This is a genomic window from Paenibacillus sp. Y301 (assembly GCF_059445505.1).
The window spans coordinates 66,641-92,527 of the sequence record NZ_JCAIUL010000010.1; the positions used below are offsets into that span (position 1 = coordinate 66,641).

Here is a 25,887-nt window from a genome sequence, read left to right on the forward strand (position 1 = left end):
TTCTCATGGTTTCATCATCTTGAAGTAATCCGCAATTAATGCTTTCTTAATATCTTCTCCAGTAGAATGAAAGGTTTCTTTGACCTCTATCTGATTCTCTTTAATCGTCTTCCAAACCCAATAATGTTCCTTCATATGAGAGAGATTCTCTCCGTATCGAAGAAAGACTGTGATTCCATCCTGATTAGAAATAGCCCCAGCTTTTACATCATAGGGGTGCAAATTAAAGTAGTCTAATTCCTTTGTAAGTATAAGATATAGCTCTGGATGAATATATTGGAGTGGCTTCTCTAGCAAATTATCCTTAGAACTAGACAGCTTCATCAGATTCATGTGACGATTCCTCCAGTTCTTCTCCGATCATCTGTAGCTCATCTCGGTTATGAATTAAATCAATTAGCATTAAAGCATGAAATCGTTGAAGGATTTTATCACTAACACCTTCACTAACCAGTAATTCCCTAATCTCACCAGCTAGGTCTCTCATAAGATTATGATCTCTTGTCAAGCTGGTGATCAAATCCCTTAATTCTGGCTTGGCTTCTACCGTTTCTTTATATAAACCTTCCTCTTCACTTGTTGCGTGTTGAAGTGTTCTCGTCTCCCAATGTTCAATGATGATATAGGCGACATCCAAAGCTTTATCCAGTTCATCCTTCATAAGGAATTGACCCAATAACCCGGTTAATTCTTTGGCTTCTTCGAGAGCCGCTTCATGGATCGAAGAATGACTATCTACATTTCTCAAAGCAGGTCCTGACATTGTATATCACTCCTTTTTCTTTGAAATATCACTGAATATGGCTACATAGTTTTTTACCACATCTTGATCATCTTTGATTGCACTAACCGTTAGCCATTCTTGAAATAGATGTCCATCAGCTTGCTTATTTGTGATCTCACCCTGCCACTGCCCTTTCTCTAATAATTCCTTCCAAAAGGATTCATAGAAAGTGTGATCATGTTGACCCGAACTGAGAATCTTAGGTGTCTTTCCCAAGACTTCATCTTGCGAATAACCTGTAACTTGCGTGAAAGCATGGTTCACCGAAACGATGATGCTCTTGTTATTTGTCACCATCACGGCATCAGCAGTTGAATCAATTATGTCATTAGATAATTGTAATTTGTCTTGGAAGGACATCCAGAATACGATCACCAGACTAGCAAGAGCAGCCTCAGAAAGAGCCATGAAGCCAATAGAATAATGTCCAGTTAATCCGTATAGTGAAGTCAACATTAATGGTGGAAAGAACCCACCTAAACCTCCGGCTGCAGCTACAATCCCGTTGACTATACCCATCTGTTTGGAAAAGTATTGTGGGACAAGCTTAAATACGGCTCCATTTCCAATCCCACTAAACACCGCTACAGCCAAGCATCCAATCGTGAATAGCACCATATTCAAGTTGAAAGATAGTAAAATACCAGATAAGGTTAGCCCACCGAACACAACCATGAGCACCTTGAAAGGGTTCAACTTGTCGGAAAGAATGCCTCCCACAGGTCTTAGTAGTGTTGCTAGAACAATAAATCCAGCTGTTCGTAATCCTGCATCCACTTTATCCAGAGCAAATTGATTAACAAAAAAATTCGGTAAATAGACCGTAAAGGCGACAAACGATCCAAATGTGATGAAATAGAACAAACTCAGAAACCACAATTTTTCATTGTGAGACACTTTACTAAACTGTTCCCTGATAGATATATTGACCTTGGTTTCTTGTTTGTCTCCTAACAAAAAATTCAATATTGCAAATACAGCAACAAGTACCAAATAACAGTAGATGGCTGCTCTCCAACCCATTGTATTCGCTAGAATTGGAGCACCGAAGGTAGTGAACGCTGTGCCCATATTTCCTACGCCATAAATTCCGTTAATTGTTCCATGTTTCTCTTTAGGATAATACTTTGGAAGGGAAGTAACACCAATAGTGAATGTCGCTCCACCAATTCCCAAAAATAAGCCACTAATCATCAAATCTAAAAATGAGTCGGAAATCGAAAGATACCAAATCGGAACTAAAAGAGCTATAAAGCTAATAACAAATAACACTCGAGCACCAAATCGATTCGTTAAAAAGCCTATCGGAATACGCAAAATTGAACCCAAAATAACCGGAATAGCGGTAGCCCATGTGGATTGATTAGGGGTTAGTGGTATATCTGTTTGGATGTATGTCATTAATGAAGATATCAGCACCCAGCACATGAATGAGGCTACTAGACTACCCGTCTGTAAGGTTAATTGAATTTTGCGAATCAAACCATTCCCTCCCTCTATAAATAATTTGAAAAAAAGTGTTACTTTATGTATAGCCGAAATCAACCAATTTTAAACATTTTAAATTACTTGTTTTATTCTAATAATAGGTTATTAACCGAGATAGTTTTTACCTGATTATTCGAAAAAAAAAATCTTCCTGAGACAACAGGCAGATTCTTTCTTTGGTAATATTTAATTAATGCTAATATACTTTCACCTTATTCTAATGCTTAACGCTCCCTATTAAACTTACGGGTAGAGTTCCCTCAGCCTTACTTTCCCCTGTTAAAATACTAGCTAGAGCTTCTATAAAGTATGGGGTATTCTCGTAGCAACATACGTATGCAGGAATGTCGGGGATATCGTTTAGATCATAGGGATTACGCGTTGATGCGGCAATTAGGCGCTTATGATGCTGCTGCATCAATTGTTCTACGATTCGACGCTGACCTTCCGGCAAGTCACTTCCAGATGTATACGTCACGATGACCACTTGATCGACCATTCCTGCGGCTTGAACAACGTGGTTAATCTCTACTTGAGAAGGCTCTGCACTAATCCGTATTTCTTCAACCTCTTGCATGTATTGCGATAACGTCTGTCCTAATGTTTTAACATCTGTCCAAGGTTCATCCACTTGTGTCTCCTGTCTTACTTCTGGCCAGATGACTAGAACGGATTCGCTAGTATTCAGAGGAAGCTGACCTTCATCTTTGACAATCGTAATACTTTTACAGGCGACCTCATTTAGTAAGCTGTCAATTTGCGGTTTATGACCTCTTTCCAAAAATAGAGTCGTATCGCCAGATGCTATATGATGTAGACGTTTTTCTTTCAATTTCAATATACGCTCAACGGCTCGATCAATCACACTTTCGTCAATTCGGCCGGTGAGCACGGCTTCTTTAACAGCTTCAATCGCATTTGTCTGATCGTCCCATGTATGACTAACAAGAATGCAATCCGCACCTGCCTCCACTGCTTTAACCGAACCCTCCGCAATTCCAAAGAACTTAGTGATCGCATGCATTTCTAAACAGTCCGTAATAATAACGCCCTCGAATCCTAATTCCTCACGTAGTAAGCCAGTCAATACTGCGTTGGATAAAGTAGCTGGAATAGGCTCTGTTTCAATCGCTGGAAATATAACATGTGCGGTCATGATCATATCTACGCCATCTTGAATGGCCCTAACGAATGGCTTTAGTTCAATAGTATCTAGACGATTCCTATCATGTGAGACTTCTGCTAGCCCATAATGTGAATCGACGCTTGTATCTCCATGCCCAGGGAAATGTTTCGCTCCTGCTGATACGCCTTTCTCTTGAAATGCTCTTATCGCAGCAGAACCGTGCTCAGAAACCTGATCTGCATCCTCTCCGAATGACCGAACCCCTATGATGGGATTACGTGCATTATTATTTATATCAAGACAGGGTGCAAAATTCAGATTGATCCCTAATGAAGTCATCTCGTCAGCACTAATAGCTGATACTTTGTATGTATATTCCGGGTTAGCGGTTGCACCTAAGGCCATATTTCCTGGAATCCGACTCATCCTCTTATGATCAATCCGTGTAACCATTCCGCCTTCCTGGTCAATGGCAATCCACAGCGGTAAATTCTGACTGCTCTTAGCCACTTCCTGAAGTGATGCCGACAGCTTAGCAACCTGTTCCATTTCATCGATGTTACGACGGAAATAAATAACACCACCAATGTGATATTCCTCAATCAGATTGTTAATATGATCATCGGGTACCAAGTCATGAAATCCACAGATAAACATTTGTCCGATTTTCTGTTCCAATGTCAGGTTAGACACTTTCATTTATGATCACACACCTTTGCTCAGGAATTGGGAATTGGGAATAGATAGGCATAATCGAGATTAATTAACAGAGATCTTAACTTGTTCACGATAGTCTGAAGGAGTCATCCCTGTATAACGTTGGAATACTTTCGTGAAATAACGTCTTTCATGATATCCGAGACTAATTCCTATCTGAGTAACACTCTTATCACTATGTGTTAACAGATATTTAGCAGCTTCAATTCGCTGATTGGTTACATATTCAACAAATGTGATACCCAGGTGGTTTTTGAATAGAAGGCAGAAATAACTAGAACTTATCCCTAAATGTCCAGCAAGTTCTTCAATACCTAAATCCTTATCTAACCTGCTCGTTATATATGTAATGGCCTCTGCCATCAGATGTTGTGAAGATTTCTTGGTTGGCTCGCTAAGTTCTTGATTGTGCATATGGGTTGCCGCAAATTGAAGTGGATCTAACTTTCGACTATGGATCAATTGTTCACCAATAAGACGAAGTGTAGTTTCCAAATCCTTATAGTGTATAGGCTTACAAATGTAATCACGTACTTTATATTTAATGGCAAGTCGTGCATATTCAAACTCTTGATACCCGGTAAGAAGAAGCACCTCAGCAGAGCAACCTCTTTTTCTCAATTCTCCAACGAATGTTAGTCCATCCATAAGGGGCATGAGAATATCACTTAAAACAATATCCGGAACTTGCTCCTCATAAAGTGCTAAGGCTTCCTGGCCATTACGAGCAGTACCCATGACTTCCATCCCTAACTCAGACCAAGGAATGACCTTTTTTAGATTATTCAGAATTGGAGCTTCATCATCGACTAGCAGAACTTTAAGCATCCGAGTTCCCCCATTCATCATCGGGTACAATACAGCGAATGATTGTACCTGTGTTATTTGAAGAACAAATGAACAAACCATACATATCACCATAATGAATTCTGATTCGATCAGCGACACTCCGTACGCCTAGCCCTCTACGTTCATGCTCAATTGGACTACGTGGATATGCCATTTCTATCTCTTCACTCTGATCGGAGCGCATATATTCAAAGGCGAGAAGCTGCTCCTGACTAATCCCAACTCCGTTATCCTCAATTTGGAGAATCAATTTTCCTTGTTCAGTCCAACAACTTATGCGTATCATTCCTGTATATGAAATACCTGCAAACCCATGTTGAATACTATTTTCTACCAACGGTTGAAGTGTTAACTTGAGTATACTTCTTTTTAGCAGATCATTGGGAACATCTATTTCATAATCAAAAATATCCTCAAAACGAAATTTCTGTATTTCTAAATAACTTCGTAAATGTTCAATTTCTGTCTCTAAAGGAATAACTTCCTTCCCTTGAATGCTAATTCTAAGAATACTGCCTAGGCGATAGACCATTTCACTGACTTTGGCCCCTTCATTCTGAATGGCTAGCACATTGATCGATTCCAGCGTATTAAATAGAAAATGAGGTTTGATCTGCGCTTGAAGTACACGTAGTTCAGCTTGGTTCTTCTGTTTCTGTTCCTTTTTCACCTGTGTGAACAAAAGATTGATTTTATCTACAAGATCATTAAACCCCTTGGACAACACATGTAATTCATCTTTCCCCTTGTCTTCAACACGAACTTTGAAATCGCCACCCTCTACCCTACGCATAAAGCGCACAATCACAGCAATAGTACCGGTAATTCGATTCATAAATACGACGTTAAAAGTAATAGCAGTCAATAGGCACAGCAATGTTATACCAATAAACCAGCGGGCAAAAACCCACGTTTCCTTAGATAAGGAATTCCATGACGTAACAGATACAATACTCCAAGGGTATTCTTTAAGATGGTACATAGACACGATACTATTATGTTGATTGAAAGATGCCTTAAAACTCTGATACCCATCTCCGAAATGAACAGGTTGATTCATAAGGTTCTGAACTTTCTGACCATCTAACAACTGCATGGGGTCGAATAAGATTAAGCCATCATCGTTCACTAGCATGAAATGTGTGAATCCAACGGTCTGATTTAACGATAGATTTCGAAAAATAGATTCAATATCCCAGCTCTTAATTTGTACAACGAGAATGCCAATGTTCTTGAGCGTACTAACTTCTTTAATAAGTCTGATCTGGGTAAACACCGGCTCCGTACCTGTAATTTCCGGATATTCATGAGGGGCAAGCCATTTAGGCACCGCATTGAGATCCATTACTTCTTTAAATAGAGGTTGTTGTTTGAATTTATCGAATGTCATAGCTTTGAAATCTTCTTTATTAAAAATAGAAACAATATTATTATCTCGATGTAAATTGTAAAGGAAAGCATAACTAATCGATGGATGATTATAGAGCAAATTCCGGAAGCTACGCTGACTTGCATTTAAATGTAACTGTTCCGTAGCGCTGAGATCTTGTTTGTTCGGGTCCTTCCCACTTAATGCCATATGAAAAACAGAAGTACCAATGCCGCTATCCGTAACGTTATCCATCTGTTTAAAAACACTTGATATGCTATAACTGATGGCTTTGAGTGAATATTCCGTCTGGCGGCTGTACTTCTCTTCTATAGAATTAGAGGTTACCATGAAGGTGACAACACCCAAGATACACATAGGAACGATAATGAGTATTACGAATGCTAGTAATAACTTAACGCGCAAATTCATACGCAACTTCCATTCTCTAGAGGATTATCCCTTTACACTTCCTGCTGTAACACCTTCAATAATTTTTTCCTGAAGAATAGCATAGATTACAATGACTGGAACAACACTGAATACGATACCAGCGGACATTTGTGCGTAGTTCATTTGATATTGATCACGGAACTGAACCATCCCCACGGGGAGCGTTCGGAGCGCATCGTCTGATAGAAAATAATTAGCCAACAAGAATTCATTCCAGTTGTCGAGGAAGTTTACGATAAACACAGTAACCATTGCTGGAATGGTAAGAGGAACTATAATCCTACCAAAAATTCCCTTAGCAGACAAGCCATCCATCACTGCAGCTTCTTCAATTTCACTAGGCAAAGACTTCATAAATGCGGACAGAATAATCACAGAGAATGGAAGTGCGTTGGCTATATAAGGAATAATCAGCGCCCAGTGTGTATTAAGAATACCGATTTTTTTGACAAGCAAGTAAATAGGAAGCATCAAGGCATTATTAGGGATCAGCATCCCTACTAGAATCATCGCCGCTAGAATCTGACTAATCTTGAAATGACGCATCCTTGTCACGGCGAAAGCAAACATGGAAGCAATCAGAATGGATACGATAGCAGACACAATAGAGATATACATACTGTTGAAAAAATAAGTGCTAATCTTCGCATTAACCCATGCTTCTACATAATTACCAAATTCAAATTGTTTGGGTATACCAAACGGATTAAGAGCGATCGAGTTATTATCCTTTTTGACCGATGAGAAAACTACAAAGAGGAATGGAAAAAGAATAACTAACAAGTAGGACATAAGAATGAAATGGGGCAACAACCTTTTAGTTAGCCTAAACATTAGTATTCAATCCTTTCAGTACGACGTGCAACAATCAGTTGGTATACAGCAGTTAAGATAAGTGTAAAGATGAAGATTAGAACCGCGATGGTATTCCCGTAGCCATACTTAAAGTTTGTAATCGCATATTTAATCATATACGTTGCTAATACATCGGTAGATCCTGCGGGTCCACCTTTCGTCATAACGATAACAATATCTGCTGCTTTCATAGCACCGGCCATGGAGAGCATAACGACTACCGATATAATAGGTTTGATTAAAGGTAACGTAATCGAAAAAGCACGTTGTATACCGGATGCTCCATCGATTGCTGCAGCCTCATCAAGCTCCCTAGGGATCGAGAGAATAGCTGCCAGAACCATTACGATATAGAATCCTGTCCATTGCCAGGCGTTTGTAATGAGGATAGAGAGCATGGCGTATCTCTCATCGGATAACCAATACAAGGGTTCTATTCCAAAGACGCCTATAACCTTATTCAGAAGTCCAATGTTTGGTTCATAGATGAACCCCCAAAGAATACCGATGACAGCCGTAGACATGATGGATGGTAAAAAGACCGCCGTCTTATATAAACCTTTGAATTTCTTCACATTAGCGATAAGGAGGGAGAAGAAAACAATTAATGGAACCTGAATACACACGGAAAAGAGGATAAAGAATCCGTTATTTCTCGCTGCACTCCAGAATCTCTCCTCTGTTAATGCTTTGGTGAAATTATCAAATCCGATGTATTTCGGAGCCTCTGATACCCCATTCCAATTCGTAAAACTATATTTGACTGCACTAAAGATCGGGTATAAGAAGAACATAAAGAATAAGATTAGACAGGGAAGTATAAACAGAAGGTATAATACAGGACTTCGTAACGCTTTGTTCATGAGGTGCCTCCCAACCCGGAGTTCATCCGGAAAGATGTCATTATATTGGTTATGAGATGATTTCCATTATGTAGAAAGCGTGTGCCCCAGTTCTATCCTGGGGCACACAGATGATTACTATATTTCTATTGTTCAGAAGCGTTAGCTTCTTCTTGAATCTTTTGTAAAGCTTCTCCCATTTTCTCAGGTGTTGTTTGTTGACCAATCAGCTTCTGAATTTGAATATTACTGATTTCAGTCGTTACATCGGCTTGAACTAGAGAGTCAAATGCAGGAAATGAAGTCTCTGCAGCATTCAGAACATCTACAATTTGTTTCATTAAATCATCTTCAATACTTGCAGAAAGTACAGCTGCATCGATCTTCATAGCAGGTAATACGCCATCTTCAACCACACCACGAATTTGCATCTCTTCATTATATAGATTCTTAATAAAGGACTTTACAGCTTCTAACTTACGTGGATCCTTCTCTACTTCTGCAGAGAAACCATAACCATTGTTCACGTCACGCATAAGTGATGTCTGATCCCCAGTACCTCCGTCAACTGGAGGAAGATTGAAGAATCCAACCTTTCCAATCATTTTCTCACCGGACTCCCCTGCTTTGAATACAGACGATTTCCATGTTCCGTCATATAGAAGAATCGCTTCACCACTAGTAAATTGAGTTGTATATTCTGCATATTCAAATCCGAGCTCACCTTTTTTGAAGTAACCTTTGTCTACCCATTCCTTATACTTAGCAAACCCTTGAACGACATTGGGATCGCTCCACTTGGCTTCGCCTGTTGTGAATTTGGATGTTACATCTGCTCCCGCATATCGAGACCATAACTGATTGGCCAGCATTAGTGGTACCCATCCAGCTTTAGAGGCACCTGCCATTGGAACTTTACCATCTGCTTTGATCGTCTCTAGGATCTGATCTAATTCAGCTAATGTTGTAGGTACTTTCAGCTCCTTACTATCAAAGTATTCTTTGTTATAGAAGAATCCCTCACCCGAACCACCGATCGGTAATCCATATATTTTGCCTTCATACGTAAACGGATCCAATGAGCTGAATTTATCCTTAATTCCGAGTTCTTCTAGGATAGGGGTTAGATCAAGCAATTTGCCTTCTTTAGCATAGACCTTGGAATCAGGGCTACCAAATAAATCGAAGATGTCTGGTGGATTGCCTGCTGCCATTTCACCACGAAGTTTCTCCTTACGGTTCACATCCGACTCAACACCGTCTGGTTTAAATTTCAGTCCTTCCACGTCTGCTTCAACCTTTGACAGAACATCTTTAAGTATCGCATAACGTTTTTGTTTGTCTGCACCTACTTGTGTATGCCGAATTGTCATTTCAAGGGGTTCAATCTTCTTCGTCTCTTCCTTTTTCGCCTCTGTTGTTGGCGTTGTACTGGCACTTTCTTCTGCAGTCTTATTGTTACTGTTCCCACAACCGGACACTGTAAGCGATACCACAAAACACAATGACATTAACATCATTAAATTTCTTTTCTTCTTCATTGTCTTATCCCCCCTAGATCATTTCTTAACTACCTCTTTATTCTATAGCACCTCCTAGCGATCTAGGAAGGACGCTATTCTGCTAAACACAGGGATAAATTCATCTAATCATGACAGAGTAGAGAATCCATACACACTTCTACAAGCATAAACGGCATCGCCGTCCTTTAGCGGCGATGAAACGTTTAGCGGTGAAATATAATCCTATTTATAAGCAGAAATACTTATAAATTCTTATATTTTAAAGAAAAGGACCCTTATCTAATAAGGGTCCTTACTTTTGCAAATACTATGAATAGAACAAAACCATATTACTTATGATCGCCTTCAACATCAAGAACGTCTTGAAGTTCAATCTTCGTTAGATCTGCGTTAGCAAATTCTTTTGATTGTGGAAGTTCTACTTCGAATTGACTAATAGAATCGAATTGTACATCCGCAGTATCAAACGCTAGGTTAAGGATATGACCACCAAGGGTTTTATCATCACTGATGAAATGGAAATGGAATCCTGGGACATTGATTGTTGCTGCATAGTTAGGCGTATAGAATCCAACAAAGGTTCCTTTTACATTCTTATATTCAAACTCTGATTGATTCGCTAATACATCTTTAAGTAGAGGGTAAGGACGCTCTTGCTTAGCTTCTGAACGAGTTTTTAGATATGATAACGTTACTGGCATTTTGAATGCATAGAAATTATTCTTATTATCCAATTGCGCCGATAGTTTTTCAGATAAATCTGTTGCATTCGTTACGTTAGTGATCGTTGCAGTCTTATCAATATCGAAGTTTGTACTAACAACAAAAGGAGACTTCGTAGTACCACTCACTTCAGACATTACACCATTATTATCGAAACGATAGAATTTGTTGTCCAGAATGGTTAACTCACCATCTACACCATTAAGAGTACCTAGACCAAGATCTCCGTGTTCAGCAACTTCATTAAGTGTAATGTCTCCATCAAATATACCACTCATAAGCGCATTAATTGTAGAGTACTGGAATAAACTATCTGATTTCACAACGTCCTTATCATGCTTGTGATTCTTATCTTTCTTATCTTTCTTGTCGTTCTTGTTGTTCTTGTCAGAAACAGCTTGCCCTGGTTTCTTATCATCCTGTGTGTTGTAGGAACTGGCGAATACCGTTGCTCCTATGGAACCAACTAGAACTAGTGATGCGAGTGATGCTACTACTGCCTTTTTCTTCATGTGTAAAACCTCCATTGAATTATTTATAGTAAAGGCTTTCGCCGTACTAACTAGTACTAGATTTTAAACTGTTGTACGTCATGTTTTACCTTCTCGGCTGTTTGAATCACCATGTTAACTTGTTCGTTAATACGTGTAATGGAGTTCTTCTGTGTCTGAGTATCTATAAGTGCATTTTGTGAGTTAGATGAGTTAGAACTAGATATACTGGACAATTGCTCTGCTGATGAACTAATCTCTTCAGAGCTAGCTGCAATCTCTTCAGATGTTGCACTTAGCCCTTGGATCTCATGATTTAGTTTGGACATATTCTCCATAATCCCTGAGAATAGTGTGTTTACACTTGTACTCATTGTGATACCACTACTTACTTCTGTTTTCATTTTTATTAGAGAATCAACGGTTATCCTTGTTTTATCGTTTATCTCAGTAATCAATCCACTGATCTGTTTGGATGCCTCTGCGGATTGACCTGATAGTTTCTTAACTTCATTAGCTACGACAGAGAATCCTCTTCCTGACTCACCAGCCCTAGCCGCTTCTATGCTAGCATTTAAGGATAGTAAGTTAGTCTCTGTTGAAATACTATTTATAATAGCTGCTATTGTTCCAATTTCCTTCGCCTTATCCATTAATGACTGGACCGCTTCAGAAGAGCTTTTTAGGGATTCGTCAATAGAATTCATCTGGTACATGGTTTGTACAATGCTTGAGTTTCCCTTATCTGCAGTTCTGAATGTTTGGTCCGATATGTCACTGATTTCAGAAGCACTACAAGCAATGTTATTTATTCCGATCGCACTCTCTTGTACAGCACGTGATATCTCTTTAGTGCTCTCTGCTTGAATAATCGAACCGTCTGTAACTTGCTTATTCATATCATAGATACGAGAAGAAGCACTAGCTGTGGACGTAATTTCTTCATTCAGTACATCAGCAGCGTGGTACAGACCCTGTGTACTTTCCGTTAAATTACTTACGAGTTGTCTGAACTGTACAGTCATCTTTTGAAACGCTCTAGACAAGTCACCGATTTCATCTTTCGTTGTTAGTGGAATGATATTCTGTGAAATATCCCCAGTCGCTAAATTCTCAGCAGTCCGTGTAATGATTTGAATAGGACGAATGATGTGTCTATTTGTAACATTGATTACTATGATTAATAGCACCAACGATCCGATAATAACAATTACGGTGTTCTTGATGATAGGAACCTTCAGTTCATCTAATTCACTATCAAATAGAACACCGATAACTTTCCAACCCGTTAATTCATTCGTTTTGTAGATTAATCTTGCATCTTCACCATCTACTTTAGTCTTTATTGTTCCCGTGGTAGATGTAGACGAAAATATTAATTTATTATTTACATCTTCTGTTAAATCAGTTCCAGCCTCAATTGTTGGATGTGTAAGAATTCTCTCTGTACTATCTACTACGTATGCGTAACCGTGTTGCCCTATTTTCTGCGAATTAATCGTATCCGTTAAATATTTCTTTAGCGATAAATTAACAGCAACAACATTCTTATTATCATTCGTAGTTTTACCTAGAGTAATAACGATGTTGCCCGAGCCGGCAGAAACATAAGGATCAGAAATAATAACTTCCCCTTTATGCTCCATAGCTTTCGTAAACCAGACCCTAGTACGTGTATCGAAATCATCGGCCAACTTAGATTGCGGTTCTAATGCAAATAGCCCTGCAGAAGTTCCGATCCCTATGACCTCTGTATCATCGTTATGTACAGCTTTAAATTCTTTTAAAATAGCTTGTACTTCAGCATTTGTAGCATAATTCATTCCCTGAACTGGAGTCATGTTAGCTGCCGTTGGAGTTGACAACGTTCTGGCCAGTATATCCGTATCTTTCATAACAGGAATTACAACTCTATCTACAATCATGGTTAATTGTTCTAGCTGAGTATCAGATGATGCTAATAATTGAGTTTCCAAAGAACTTACAGAAGTTTTATAAGAAAAAACACCTCCTACTACACTTGATAACAACACCAAGAGTAAAAATACAGCGAATAACTTCTGGCCAATCTTAAATTTAAACTTGAATAGCTCTTTGTTCTTCATCTAGTAACTTCTCCTCTTTTTATATAAATAAAAAAGAGCTACCCAATTTTTAGAGCAGCCCATTAAAAACCGTATCCTATAGTGATGTCTACGTGCTAGTCTGCTAATCTAAAATTACTATCGGCACTATGACCTATATAATAATCTAAAATTATTATCGGCACTATGACCTATATAATTTAGCTTTTTTCTTAAAAGAGTCTACATATCCTAAATATTTCTGTTCTCAATTTAATTCTTTTTTTAAAAAAACCTGCTAAAATAGTGGTTTTGGTCAATTAAAAAACCAAAAATAGTATCTAGTGCAATTAATTACTTTCACAAAACTGTTGATAATTCATTCAGGAACTTTTTCCTATGTATTTGTAAATTATTAATGTCATCCATATTATTACTATCAAGACTGGATCACATGACCTATGCAGTTAGAGATGAATTATGGTAAAAGATATAAATTCAATTAGTCACTCTGAAACCGTCGCGTATCACCATGAAAGAAAAAATACTGATTACAGAAATAATAGCTAAACATAGAGAAAAAGCCGTGAATGAACAATGTTCATTCACGGCTTCTCCAAATCGCTATTCACTAGTAAAAGATTTAACCTATACGTACTCCACCCAGACTAGCTCCTTTAACAAACAACCTCTCGATGTTTCTCTCCACTGTTGGATCCGGTATTAATGGTGGGGCTTGATGTGGCTTAACGCGTGCATCAATAATGACATTATCACAAGCCCAGTGTTTGTTCTCGTAATGACTATTCACACCATACATGTCATGCGAAGGATTACTACGCGTAAATGTTGCCCATAAGAAATTCGCTATTGAGGCACTCAAGAAGGAGCTGTCATCACATAGAATGATCATTGGACAAGAAGAGATCGGTCCATTGGATTGAATCGCTTCACATAACCCTTGAAGCTCCTCTTGCGCTTCAGCATATGTGTTAAATTTAGAGCCTTGAAGTGCTATAATCCCTGGCATCACTAATTGTGCATTGGAATAACCGCGTAACGATTTCAAATGCTTAGGTACTTCTATGCATAGATCCCTTTTCTTATCTCCATAAGCTGCAAAAACAACTTTACTACCACTGTTTAATCCAGTACCTGAATAATCAAGGGTGTCAATCGTCGTATTTGTATGAAAATGAATATCGCGATGTAGATCGATCCGCTCTAATATATACGTTAAGAACTCTACTTCCTTATGCGTATCTAAGGGTTGATTCTCTTCAGCCGTAATAAATAAATACTTAGCCAAACTAAGTTGACCAGTTCCTAAGATCCGATTAGCAATCGTGAGTAGTTCTGTTGGCTGTTTGACTTTCTGGTAAGGCGTATACCTTTCGCTCCCAATAGCAAAAAGGAGCGGGTGTACACCTGCAGCATCTACAGCGTGAACTTCTTTGACACCAGGAACCTCTTGTTTAATCGCATCCCCTGTTAACTCATGAATGAGTTCACCAAATGAAGTATCTTCCTGTGGAGGACGACCTACAACAGTAAATGGCCAGATGGCGTTAGGCTTCGCATATACTTTATGTACTTTCATCACTGGAAACGGATGGGTAAGACTGTAATAGCCCAAATGATCACCAAAAGGACCCTCCGGTTTCGTATCTTCAGGAAAGATTTCTCCAGTGATAACAAAATCAGCATCATTACTTATACAATAGCCATCGACATAGTTATACCGAAAATTACGTCCTGCAAGTAAGCCGGCAACCGTCATCTCACTTAGCCCCTCAGGTAAAGGCATGATCGCAGATAATGTGTGTGCGGGTGGACCACCTATGAAACAACTTACTTTTAAAGGCATACCTAGCTTGTTCGCCTTCTCTTGATGAATTCCGATCCCACGATGGATCTGGTAGTGTACACCAATTTCTTTATTCATTTCATATTCATTGCCACTCAGCTGTATACGGTACATCCCTAGATTAGAGTTCATAATTCCCGGTTTCTCTGGATCTTCGCTATACACTTGAGGTAATGTGACGAAAGCTCCACCATCCATTGGCCAATGTTGTATTTGTGGCAGATCGGATATTTGAATTTCTTGTGCAGTAACATCGAGACTACCCAACTTCTTCAAAGGAAGTGCTTTCACCGCAGCAAGTCCATTACCAATATTTCTAAAAGGTTGCTTCAATGCTTTCATGGGGTCATCACGTATGGCCATAACATTCTGAACCGATTTCCATGTATCTCGGAACATAAACATGCTGCGTTCTAAAGTTCCAAAGAGGTTGGATACTGCTCGAAATTTAGAACCTTTAACATTCTCAAATAACAACGCCGGACCACCGGCTTCATAAACCTTCATATGAATTGCTGCCATTTCAAGATAGGGATCCACTTCTTCTTTAATTCGGACTAAGTGCCCATTCTTCTCCAAATCGATGACACACTCTTCTAAATTACGATACATTATTCTTTAACTCCATTCTCTAGTTATTAAACCTATTAGGATTCATGATAAATTCCATGAAGCTATTGCTATCTTCTAACATAATGGTAACACATTTAGTTGTAATAGACGTATTCTATTCAACTTTCACACAATATACATCATTACCTTTAATACAAAAAAAGCAACCCAGGATCTAGCCTGGATTGCTTCTTATAATAATCTTCACTTAGGGTAGCATATTTAGGTACTTGCTATACACATACGCATCTTTACCTTCAAAACGCACTTTTACCCAACCATACTTCTCAACATTCAACACTTCTAGAATTGAACCCTTCGGAATGGCCTTATAGATCTTAGATGTTGAATACGCATTAGCGCGTACATTCAAGAAATAAGCTGTAACTTTAGCTTGTTTCACCTTCGTAACTACTGGTTCTTTAACCGCTGTAGTTGGTTCTTTGACAGTCGGACTTGGTTGTTCAACCGTCGGACTTGGCTTAGGCTGTTCTTCTTCAACCTCGACTTCAGTCGTTTTTCTTGCTTGATTCAACTTCTGGTAGAATTCACCTTTGGTTGTTAGACCCGAGAACAATGCTGAACTTACATTTGCCTTCTTGGAGAGTTCAGCAACCTCACTGTCTACAATCGGATCTAAAATATTTATAGACGCTATATTTGTATATTTACCATCTTCGGTTGTTGGAACAACAAGAATACCATCATTGATAAGATCTACAACATCCTTACGAGCCGCTGATGTAGTATCCACACCCGTCACTTTCCAATGTTGATTGATTTGAGGTTCATATACGCCATTTTTTTCTTCCTTTAAATATTTAATCGCTAGATTGCGGATCGTACCCCCTACTTCACCAAATACAGTAGCATCTTTAGAAGACCATAGTTGCTCGAACTTACGTCCTTCTAATGCTCCACCTTTAGCTTTCAAGGCATCCATTCGATAAGCATTCATACCTAATTTAATACTATCTTCTGCCTTCACAGCCGTTCCATTCATATACTTTAGATTCGTAATTCTACTACCATACGGTTTAGTTAGATCAATCTCATAGGTTACACCACCGAAGAAATCATCGGTACTATATTTAGAAGCACGTCTTTTCTTATCAAAACTCACCGTCACATCTCCTGGACGGGTAGAATTGAAATAACCTGCTGACCATTCCATATAATCCTTCAGATCTTTCCCTGTAACTTTATAAACCGTAACCTCACCTAATGCGAACTGATAGTTATAAGCGATATCTTTTTTCTTAATAGGTCCAATATCCAACCGTGCTTTATCATTATCAATCTGGTGTGAGACCACATCTGCCTTACTATAATGCAACATCACTTCACTGAAAAAGTCCGATAACGGCGTCTCCTGAATTTGTACCGCAGGAATTCCAGCGATTTCATTATCAGGAACTAGATTCATTCCTTTCAGTGTTGCAACTTCAACGTTAGCATCTGCACGTGCAAATTCATGGTAAGGTTTCAGCGTATCTTCCAATCCAGAATCAGATTTGACGATATTACCATCAGCATCTTTTACAGCTAATACCGATGCTTCTTTACTCTTCAATACCATCTGATCGCCTTGCTTTGTGAATGCAAGATCAATGCGAGATATATGTGAACCGTATTTATTAGGCTCAGAGATAATCACACCATTAACTGTCTCGGATTCAACCAATGTATGCATATGACCTGCAAAAATTGCCGTTAGTTCCGGATTCGCATTCGCAATATCCGTCACACCAGTACCTGGTTTTCCATTCTCGTTATCCAAGCCCATATGCATAAGTCCTACAATAACATCAACTTTGCCTTCTAATTCAGCAATAGCCTTCTTTGTTTCTTCAACAGGATCTTTTACGACAATACCGTCCAAATGATCCGTGCCTTTCTCGAATTCCGTAATCATGGGTGTATTCATCCCGATGACTCCAACCTTAACTCCTGCTTTTTCAATAATGGTATACGCCGGTTTAAACCGATCACCATTCTCTTTATAAATATTGCCTACTAAAGCTTGTCCTTTAAATTGTGATGAAATCTTATCCAATGTATCTAGTCCAAAATTAAATTCATGATTACCCATAACCCATGCATCATATTTCATTTCATTCATTGCAACCATCATAGGAGACTGAGGTTGATCATTGAATAATTCTGCTGAATTATCTTGGATCATATCTCCCGCATCAAGCAGAATCGTATTCGGATTCTCTGCACGTACTTTTTTTATGATCGTGTACAACTGAGACAGACTTCCTGTCGTATTAGGACCATCAAGGGCATAATCCCAAGGCATAAATCGACCATGGATATCAGATGTTCCTAGCAAAGAAATATTAACCTCTGTGTCAGCTTCTGCTGCGTAGACCTTGCTACTCGGGAGAGGACTGATGAGCATAGTTGCCATCATTGTCAATGATAACATTGATCCAACATATCCCTTTAAACCTAATTTTGATTTTCGTTTCATGTGGCGTTTTGCTCCTATTCTATAATTAATGTTATGATATTAAATATAACATTGAGGTTAAATCTATGTAAACGGTAATATTACCATCGTAAGATATAATTGGTTAAAACGCATATGAAATGAATGAATTTTGTATGATCCGAGAGTGATCAAGTGGATTTCAGTACGTAAATATCGCACATATCACTATTTATATTATATAATGTATCATATCTATAATAGAGTGAATCATTAACCAGTACTAAGCTTTGTGCGGCGAACGCTACTCCTTGAGTATTACCATAAAAAAATAAATGCCCTGTATGAGAAAAGGCATTTATTGTTTTGAATTTCATTTATATTCTCTATTGATTAGAAATAGCTTTTAATGATTGAAGCATTAAAGTTTCGATATTATGTTCTCCATAATACTATTGAAATTGATTTTATCTGAAATATGGATTCTTCCCCAAGGTATACTATTAAAAATAGTTTTATAGCTCTGATCTAATACTCTTAAATTATCCAGACTTTCTAGCTGATGTATTGGAGGAACCAACCTAACGGTTAATCTTTCATAGGCATTTTCAGGACTAATATCTATAAAGAAACTTATATCTGGCTCAGGGAAGAATCTTATCATTTCAATCATGGGTTGAATATTAGCCTTATAGTGAAGTCCTTGAGCTAAAATATCATAAACATAACGGTCAAACACAAGGATCTTACCAGTATTATCACGTAATTTTTTATTTAACGTATCTATCCAATCAATCAATATCCCATAAATATATAAGCTGCCGTTTAGATTGGGTATATATGAGAATTCATCACCAAATTCCTCATGGCAAAAGGTTTTAATGATCTCATTAACTACATAATCTGGTTTACAGTATTCAGCAGCATAGCCTCTTTCATTTAATTCAACAGCTACCTTATGTGCTAGAGATGTCTTACCCGAACCGTCGATTCCCGAAAACGATATAATTATGTTATTCACCCCCTATAGAAGCTACTTCCACTGTATTAATCATTAATCGATTGTATCAGCGTCATTTATTCAAATCTTGTTAATACCACTCAAGGAATACTTCAGAAACATCCTTTCCTGCTGTACCGTTAGGATGGGGATCATATGTCGAACTCATATATTCAGATTTAACTAAATGTTCATTAGGTGCCTCTTGAGACAGCACTTCAGCGATATCAAACACACGATCTACGCCTATAATGGATTCATTACGAATAGATGTGTTGACCTCTCGCCAAGCACACTCTTGATCACCAGTGAAGTTAAACGGCGGTACGGTACATAATATAATTTCGATTGAAGGATTGTTGTTCTTGAGAGTAGAGACAATCATGGTTAAATCACCAATAAGTTGCTCAGCTGTACGTTTACCAATATCAAGATCATTGACACCTAATGCGATGACAACTTCATTCGCTTGTTGCGCTTTATACAGCCAAGGACCCTGACCAGCTGCATCATATGCTCTCGCCCACCCTGAACCGAGATTCCATACCCCTACGGACGTACCTAGACCTTCTGCAATTCTTGCAACCCAATATTCATAGCCATCTACCCCAGTTCGCACACCTTGCGTAATTGAATCCCCAAAGAATAGGAGTTTTTTATTTACCTGCTTTTTATAACCTATATAGCTAGGTAAGACTAATTGATTCTCTGACTTTTGAAAAAGAATGGATGATTCCTGATCAGCTACATTTCCAGGAGCATCATATGCCGTGACTAGCATCTGTTCAGTGTTATACGGTATGGTTTTGCCAGATATAGTTGTGGAAATGGTCCATGTAAATGATAGATAGTGTCCATCGGGTATATCTATATGAACCTCATCACTCCAAAATTTCTCATCTGGTAGAACGGTTTTGGTTAATTTTCCGTCAAAAGTAAGAGCAACCTGAGTGCCTTCAACTACATCGCCATTTAACTGGCTGCCCCCGTCACCAATATAAGCCGCTTCTACTCTCCATTCTCCTCCTAGATCACTAGCAGAAGCAATTAATCCAGTATCCCATGTGGAGTCAACAGCATTGCTGTGCCAGAACTTAAAGCTCTGCTGGCCACATTCTCGAATTCGGATATATGTTCGATACGTGTGAGTAAAGGGTTCCGTTCGGTTCATGATAAAATTAGCTGCTGAAGACACAACTGTGGCAGAGGCATAGTCCTCCTGTAGTAATATCTCACTGCTATGATTCATCTCTTTATTTTCCTCTAGATTCATTATTCTTCACGCTCCGATGACAATCATTTTATGTATTTTGGATACCTGTCCCAAAAGTTCAACAATCCTATTTTACCTGAGAAGGTTGAAAGTTTCACATTTTTTTTGTATATGGAATGTTAAAGTCACAAAAAAAACCGACTGGTTATCACCAATCGGTCGCTACTTCTTATATCTTCTGTACGGCAAATGTAATCGATTGACTACGGAACTGCGTTGGTGTATCGTACTTCTCTTCATCAACCGACTGAATGACTGTTTTACGTTCAAGAACATTCCAGCCATCATACACTTTTTCAAGAATGGCATAAGCATTCTCCGTCGGTAAATTGAGTTCGATTAAGGATTCTAGCTTACGTCCCGTATCTTGCTCAACTTCCTCTATCTCTGTGTTCATCGAAATACAATGGATTCCTCCCAATTGCGTACCACGCTTCATTCGCTCTAGAACCTGTATCAAAGCCTCCTCAGAAGACACGTGCTCAAGACAGCCGCAAGCTAGAATATAATCATAATAGTCATTGGACATATCCGCATGTTCAACATCAACTTCTTGTGCTTCAATGATATCAGTAACGCCATATTCTTTCGCATTCTCACGAAGTTTATCGATGGCTCCGTTCAATAGATCTAGACCGACAACCTTACTATCCGTCTCTTTAAGTCGCACAGCCACGGGAATCGTATTTCGACCAGCACCACACCCTAAATCGAGCACATGAAGGTTTTGTTTGTGTTCCATCAGACGATCCAATAGCTCCATGACAATAAGATTAGGTTCAGACATCCATGTTCCTGGTTCTAAGATCTCAAATTCACTATATAGTTCATTATGATAGCTGGCTTCAGCCTCACGAGCTTCCTCAAAATCTGCTTGATTCATAGGATCACCTCCGATGTAAATGACATGTTATTACTCAAATCCTGTCTTATATTTACTTGCAGTTGAAGAGGAATTTTTAGATTCTCCGTTTTTCTGTTTCTCTTCTTGCTTTTCCATATTTAAATCTTCCATAGGTATGGATCAACATATTGCTCATCTTCAAACTTATCGAATAGACTCTCAATCTCTTATGAAGTATTACCTCTGAATGAGTTATTCCAAACCTCACACATATATAATAAAAAAACCTATGGAATACAGATGTAGTGAGTCTGCCTCACTACATCTGTATTCCATAGGTTTGTATCTATTGCCCAATACACCTTATACGCCTCCCTTTGAATTGAATCTATATTATATATAAACATAATATAGGCTCTCTACTCAGCAAGGCTGATATTTACAATCCTGATCATCTTAAGCTTGATCAATAACTGTAATTAGATCCGCAGCTGGAATTCTTGGTTGAGCTGCTGGCATTTGACTAGCGTAACCAACATGAACACTACCAACGACTCTTTCGCCAGGTTGAATTCCTAATGCATTTCGGTATGCTGCTTCATGCATGTGACCATAACTTTTCCATACCGTACCTAACCCTTGTTCCCAAGCAAGTAAACTGAAATTTTGAATGATGCAACTCGCCGAGGAATAATCTTCTTCGCGAATACTGATAACAGGGTTCTCTTGTATGACAAAAGCAATGTACATTGGAACGCTCATCATTTTATTGTAGAAATTCTCGTTAAATGAAGCATCACCAGGTTTTCCTTTTATTTCTGCAATACGCTTACGTGCTTCTCCATGAACAATAATGAAGCGCCATGGTTGAGTCATTCTATGGTTAGGAACCCATACAGCAGTATCCAAAAGATCCTTCACAAGATCAAGTGAAACCTCGCGGTCATCAAAAACTTGTATAGATCTTCTTTCTTTAATCAATTGTGATAATTCCATGGAATGATCCTCCTTAAAATTTAAACTACTATGTTATATATTTATGATTTTGTTCATTATAAATGATAATCTTTATCATTTAATTAGTTTAAATTGTGAGTACTCTCTTGTCAACAGTCTCGTTACTAATTAGTTTCTAAGTTTTATTAACCGTTTATTGGAACTATTCAACATCATCGAGCGTCTTAATAGCGATAAAATTGTATGGAGGAGACTATGAAGCTATGAAGAAAATGTATTACTTACCGAAAACTAAAACGCTGTTGCTAGCACTTGCTATTACAGCTGTACTCGGGACATCTCCGGGACAAGTGAATGCAGAGGTTACCGCTCCTATCTCTGCCGCTACTACAATAAATACTCTACCTACGGTTGAGATTATGCCCGCTCTATGGGAATTTGACACAAAGCATACGAATAACAATTTTTTTATCAAAAACGGCACCAATTATCTGTCGTATAAACAAGCTTCAGTTATGTTTCAAGACTTAGTATGGTCCTATAATCAGAAGTCCGGTATATTGAATGTAAGTGGTCCGAACCGCACTTTAAGCTGGAAAATCAACAGCAAGACTGCTATTCTAAATGGCCATCGCCGCCAGATGTCTTCCCCTTTACTTCAAAGAAATGGTGATATCCATTTGCCACTAAGAGACCTATTGAACTGGGCCGGTGGGACTTTGAAATCAAGTAAGAACAACAAGATCACAGTATCTTATACGATACTTAATGCAGTATCTGGTGATGCGAAAGGCGGCTGGTACTGGGTGCGGAAAGATAATGGGATTGTGTATACGGCTATCGGTTCTGAGATGCCACATAACATTGGGCAGTCAGCCGTAAGGGCTAATGATCTTGCTTACTTGTCTGTGACCCAAGCGGATGTTCACTCAGTAGTCTTACAAGTGAATTATATCCACGGTGAGCCTCACTTTGGTGATGATATTTATAAACTGTATATATATAATGGGAAGATGCTCCCATAACTTTATACAAGGAACTTCTATCTAATGAGGATCAAAATTATTTTGAACAATGGGAACAAACGGTTTTTATGCCGTCTAGCGACGGACTCCAATATGTGAAACGCGACGGCAATCTATTTACGTTCAAACATACCAATCCGACAACTCTTGTATCTGAGGAATTAACATATCGTTTAAATCATTAATATAAGTTCTTTTACTAGAATATAAGCGGAATATTGAACGCTTATACTAGCTGTTCATAAATTCTGTATTCCTCGAAACACGATTCGTCTAACCAAACAAAACCAGACTGCCGACATGGCAATCTGGTTTTGTTTGGTCTATTATACTTTCTCAACCTAGCGATGTTCTTTATACAGAGAGCCTTTACTAAACTCACGAATGGTTGCTATTTCATTTTCGGTTAGTGGTGCTACATCTCCAGCTGCTATATTGTGGCGGATCTGTTCTAGTGAACTTGCACCTGGTATGGTAACCGCGACAGCTGGGTCTGACAACACATATCTTATCGCAGTTTGAGCCATGCTTCTATCATCATGAACGAAAGATTCTAACTTCTCTCTAACTTTTTGTAATTCTTCTGAGTTGTAGTCTAGATAACCCTTAGCTACCTTCTGATCACCACGATCAGAGAGTATACCCTTGGCTACAGGACCTCTAACAATCATGCTAATATCATTCTCAGTTAGTGAGGGAAGTATCTCTTCTTCAGGACGGCGGTCTAGAATACTATATTGGCTCATCACACTTACAATGTTAGCACGAGAGATGTACTCTCTAATCACATTGGGTCTAATAGATGAAATTCCATAATATCGAATAACACCCTCTTGCTTTAATTGTTCAAAAGCTTCAATCGTTTCATCGATTGGATCTTCTAATGTCCCACCATGAAGTTGATATAGATCAATATAATCTGTTTGAAGTCGTCTTAAACTTTCTTTTACAGCCGATAAAATATGTTTCTTGGAAGGATCCCACATCCAACCATCCTGGCCAGGAGCACGACGATTCCCAACTTTCGTTGATAAAATAACTTGATCACGGCGTCCTTGAATCGCCTTACCTACGATTTCTTCATTCAGACCATCATCGTAAAGATCCGATGTATCCAGAAAGTTAACGCCCCGCTCCAAAGCTTCATGAACCAATGAGATGGCTAAAGTCTCTTCCGTCCCTAAAGACATACAACCAAGTCCAATTTCACTTACCCATAAGTCAGATGATCCTAATTTTGATGTCTTCATTGATCGTTTCCCCATTTCATTGATTTAATAGGTCATTCCTAAATTAGACAAGCATATGAAGCACTGTAAGGAGTAGTCCAATGATAAATCCACATAGAGCACCATTTACACGGATCCATTGTAAGTCATTACCCACTTTTTCCTCTAACATCTGCACAAGAGTCTGATCATCCATCTGATCCAAATTATCCTTAACCAATAGACCTAATCTATAATAATTCGTCTCCACAATATCCACAATGAGACTTAATATATTTTGCTCCCATTTCTGCACCAATTGTTCTTGTTTACCTAAGGTTGTCGTAACCCAGCGGAATCCTTTTAAAATAAGATGACCGCCATTATCGTATTCATTATCTAATGTACGAAGGAATTGAACACGTAGCTCTTCCAATTGATTCATAATGAACACTTGTGTACTTGAGCTTGTGAGTTTCGTATCTAACCATGATTTCAGTTGGATCGTTACGTTAGGATTCAGAGCAGCTGTCGTTAGTTGCATTCGTATTTCTTGAAGGATACGCCCCCTATATTCACTATCCGGCTTCTCAAGATCATCCATAGAAGAAATCAATAAATTAGTAAGTAATGAACCTAGCTTCTCTTCACTCATAAATCCTAGAAAAGCCTGAACAGCGAACCCCTTCATTCCACCAAGCTGAATCTCTTGCAGTTTACTATGAACCAAATTGCCAAGTAACACTTCAGTCTCGGGTTTAGATGCCCACCGTTTACCATATCCCAAGGCGTAATCAAATACCTTCTCGTCCGTTCGACTTTCTACAATAGAGACAGCTGTCTGAGCTATCATAGGCTCTAGTTCTTTGTTTCTTACATACCCTGCAAGCATGCTCTGGAGTGAAGTGGCAACTTTATCGAGAGGTAAAGTCACAACAACTGATTTGACGGACGTAATCATCGTTTTTCTGATCTCACGCTTACGAATCAATTTGAACACACCTGTAGCAAGCGCCTTAAATATTTTAGTTTGACTCAATTTGCGCTTTATACTCTCTTTATTTAAGAGTTCCGTTTCCATAGCAGATATCAATGAATTCACAATTTTATCTCGGTTGCTTATGAGCAACGACGTGTGAGGAATCGGAATGCCCATCGGATGACGAAATAATGCCGTGACCGCAAACCAATCGGCGAATCCACCAACAAGCCCGGCTTCAAATCCACCCTGAAGCAGTCGCACCGCGATATTTTGTGGCATGAATAAAGTAATTATGAAGCCAATTCCCATCACGATCAAGGAAGAGCTCGCTATGTATTTTGTTCTCATGATTGTACATTCCCCCAATATATTTTGTCTGTCACTAAGTAGAAATAACTA

21 protein-coding genes are annotated in these 25,887 nt (G+C 38.7%); 1 reads left to right on the forward strand and 20 read right to left on the reverse strand.

Features of this window, described 5'->3' with window-relative positions:
- Positions 1-3 precede the first annotated feature (3 nt).
- From AC1D69_RS17455 to AC1D69_RS17540, 18 genes are all read right to left on the reverse strand, one after another.
- A complete protein-coding gene (locus AC1D69_RS17455) occupies positions 4-333 on the reverse strand; it encodes a hypothetical protein (RefSeq protein WP_495457424.1) in 330 nt (109 codons plus the stop codon).
- Entirely contained in the window at positions 311-763 is a 453-nt protein-coding gene (locus tag AC1D69_RS17460; protein WP_495457425.1) for a hypothetical protein, read from the reverse strand. The genes AC1D69_RS17455 and AC1D69_RS17460 overlap by 23 nt, the downstream gene beginning before the upstream one ends.
- Before the next feature lie 6 nt (positions 764-769).
- A complete protein-coding gene (locus AC1D69_RS17465) occupies positions 770-2,266 on the reverse strand; it encodes a nitrate/nitrite transporter (RefSeq protein ID WP_495457426.1) in 1,497 nt (498 codons plus the stop codon).
- Positions 2,267-2,489: 223 nt separating this feature from the next.
- The gene (locus AC1D69_RS17470; protein WP_495457427.1) at positions 2,490-4,097 is read right to left on the reverse strand and encodes a glycoside hydrolase family 3 protein; all 1,608 of its coding nucleotides are present in this window, start codon (positions 4,095-4,097) and stop codon (positions 2,490-2,492) included.
- A 60-nt stretch (positions 4,098-4,157) separates the two neighbouring features.
- The gene (locus AC1D69_RS17475; protein ID WP_495457428.1) at positions 4,158-4,943 is read right to left on the reverse strand and encodes a response regulator transcription factor; all 786 of its coding nucleotides are present in this window, start codon (positions 4,941-4,943) and stop codon (positions 4,158-4,160) included.
- Positions 4,936-6,765, reverse strand: a complete 1,830-nt coding sequence (locus AC1D69_RS17480) for a cache domain-containing sensor histidine kinase (protein WP_495457429.1) — start codon at positions 6,763-6,765, stop codon at positions 4,936-4,938. The genes AC1D69_RS17475 and AC1D69_RS17480 overlap by 8 nt, the downstream gene beginning before the upstream one ends.
- Positions 6,766-6,789: 24 nt before the next feature.
- Entirely contained in the window at positions 6,790-7,620 is an 831-nt protein-coding gene (locus AC1D69_RS17485) for a carbohydrate ABC transporter permease (protein WP_495457430.1), read from the reverse strand.
- Positions 7,620-8,504, reverse strand: a complete 885-nt coding sequence (locus AC1D69_RS17490; protein WP_495457431.1) for a carbohydrate ABC transporter permease — start codon at positions 8,502-8,504, stop codon at positions 7,620-7,622. Before AC1D69_RS17490 ends, AC1D69_RS17485 begins: the two co-directional genes overlap by 1 nt.
- 125 nt (positions 8,505-8,629) lie before the next feature.
- Positions 8,630-10,024: an extracellular solute-binding protein gene (locus tag AC1D69_RS17495; RefSeq protein ID WP_495457432.1), complete on the reverse strand. Its 1,395-nt coding sequence runs from the start codon at positions 10,022-10,024 to the stop codon at positions 8,630-8,632.
- A 311-nt stretch (positions 10,025-10,335) separates the two neighbouring features.
- Positions 10,336-11,241, reverse strand: coding sequence for an acetolactate decarboxylase (gene budA / locus AC1D69_RS17500; RefSeq protein WP_495457433.1), 906 nt, complete (start codon positions 11,239-11,241; stop codon positions 10,336-10,338).
- Positions 11,242-11,297: 56 nt separating this feature from the next.
- Complete coding sequence (locus tag AC1D69_RS17505) at positions 11,298-13,325, reverse strand: methyl-accepting chemotaxis protein (RefSeq protein WP_495457434.1); 2,028 nt, start codon at positions 13,323-13,325, stop codon at positions 11,298-11,300.
- A 601-nt stretch (positions 13,326-13,926) separates the two neighbouring features.
- Complete coding sequence (locus AC1D69_RS17510; RefSeq protein ID WP_495457435.1) at positions 13,927-15,762, reverse strand: UbiD family decarboxylase; 1,836 nt, start codon at positions 15,760-15,762, stop codon at positions 13,927-13,929.
- Between the two features lie 208 nt (positions 15,763-15,970).
- On the reverse strand, positions 15,971-18,169 hold the full coding sequence (locus AC1D69_RS17515; RefSeq protein ID WP_495457520.1) for a 5'-nucleotidase C-terminal domain-containing protein: 2,199 nt from the start codon (positions 18,167-18,169) through the stop codon (positions 15,971-15,973).
- A 451-nt stretch (positions 18,170-18,620) separates the two neighbouring features.
- Positions 18,621-19,220, reverse strand: coding sequence for a nucleoside/nucleotide kinase family protein (locus AC1D69_RS17520; protein ID WP_495457436.1), 600 nt, complete (start codon positions 19,218-19,220; stop codon positions 18,621-18,623).
- A 70-nt stretch (positions 19,221-19,290) separates the two neighbouring features.
- Positions 19,291-20,472: an SGNH/GDSL hydrolase family protein gene (locus AC1D69_RS17525; protein ID WP_495457437.1), complete on the reverse strand. Its 1,182-nt coding sequence runs from the start codon at positions 20,470-20,472 to the stop codon at positions 19,291-19,293.
- Positions 20,473-20,641: 169 nt separating this feature from the next.
- Positions 20,642-21,355 carry a class I SAM-dependent methyltransferase gene (locus AC1D69_RS17530; protein ID WP_495457438.1) on the reverse strand — a complete coding sequence of 238 codons (714 nt, stop codon included), beginning with the start codon at positions 21,353-21,355 and terminating at the stop codon, positions 20,642-20,644.
- 30 nt (positions 21,356-21,385) lie between these two features.
- Positions 21,386-21,487, reverse strand: coding sequence for a hypothetical protein (locus AC1D69_RS17535; RefSeq protein ID WP_495457439.1), 102 nt, complete (start codon positions 21,485-21,487; stop codon positions 21,386-21,388).
- A gap of 285 nt (positions 21,488-21,772) precedes the next feature.
- Positions 21,773-22,312, reverse strand: coding sequence for a nitroreductase family protein (locus tag AC1D69_RS17540; RefSeq protein ID WP_495457440.1), 540 nt, complete (start codon positions 22,310-22,312; stop codon positions 21,773-21,775).
- Positions 22,313-22,536: 224 nt separating this feature from the next.
- Here AC1D69_RS17540 and AC1D69_RS17545 point away from each other — a divergent pair, with 224 nt between their 5' ends.
- On the forward strand, positions 22,537-23,298 hold the full coding sequence (locus AC1D69_RS17545; protein ID WP_495457441.1) for a stalk domain-containing protein: 762 nt from the start codon (positions 22,537-22,539) through the stop codon (positions 23,296-23,298).
- A gap of 341 nt (positions 23,299-23,639) precedes the next feature.
- On the opposite strand, the gene AC1D69_RS17550 is transcribed toward AC1D69_RS17545, so the two are convergent.
- The gene (locus tag AC1D69_RS17550) at positions 23,640-24,548 is read right to left on the reverse strand and encodes an aldo/keto reductase (protein WP_495457442.1); all 909 of its coding nucleotides are present in this window, start codon (positions 24,546-24,548) and stop codon (positions 23,640-23,642) included.
- Positions 24,549-24,591: 43 nt separating this feature from the next.
- Complete coding sequence (locus AC1D69_RS17555; RefSeq protein ID WP_495457443.1) at positions 24,592-25,836, reverse strand: DUF445 domain-containing protein; 1,245 nt, start codon at positions 25,834-25,836, stop codon at positions 24,592-24,594.
- Positions 25,837-25,887 lie beyond the last annotated feature (51 nt).